The 637-nt window shown below is 76.8% G+C and carries 1 protein-coding gene; it reads right to left on the minus strand.

The window, feature by feature from the left end:
* Window positions 1-44: 44 nt before the first annotated feature.
* A partial coding sequence (locus tag HO151_RS02725) for an SDR family oxidoreductase (protein ID WP_173894523.1) occupies window positions 45-637 on the minus strand: 593 nt, incomplete at its 5' end.

Genomic DNA, 637 nt, shown 5'->3' on the forward strand with positions numbered 1-637 from the left:
CGCCGGGCCGCGGGGCCGCGGGGCCGCGGGGCCGCCGGGCCGTCTCAGCGCCGGAATCCGCCCTCCGAGTCGATGACCTGCCCGGTGATCCACTCGGCCTCGTCCGTGGCCAGCCAGGCGATGAGCCGTGCGGGGTCGTCCGGCATCCCCCAGCGCCCGGCCGGGAACATCGAGGCGACCGCCCGGTGCGCCTCCCCGGTCAGATAGCCGGTGTCGACCGGTCCGGGGTTGACGGTGTTCACGGTCACGGCGTGCTCGGCGAGGGCGGTCGCGAGGGAACGGGTGACCGACGCGAGGGCGCCCTTCTGCAGCGCGTACGCGATCTCCTGGGGCATCCCGCCGGCGATGTCCTGGCCGGAGGTCATCATCACCACGCGCCCGCCGGGTGCCCGCGGCGGCAGCGCGGCGCGCAGCCGGGCGTAGGCCTGGACGAGCAGGATCACGGACCGGGTGTCGACCGCCCAGTGCGCGTCCAGCATCGCCGCGTCGATCGCGTCCAGCGGTCCGTCCGAACCGCTGAGGGCGTGGTTGGCGACGAGGATGTCGAGCCGCCCGCCGAGGGCGTCCGCCGCCCTGGCGACCAGTTCGGCCGGCGCCCGCGGCCCGGAGAGGTCGCCCGGCCCGTCGACGACCCGCG

The organism is Streptomyces sp. 8P21H-1, from assembly GCF_013302945.1.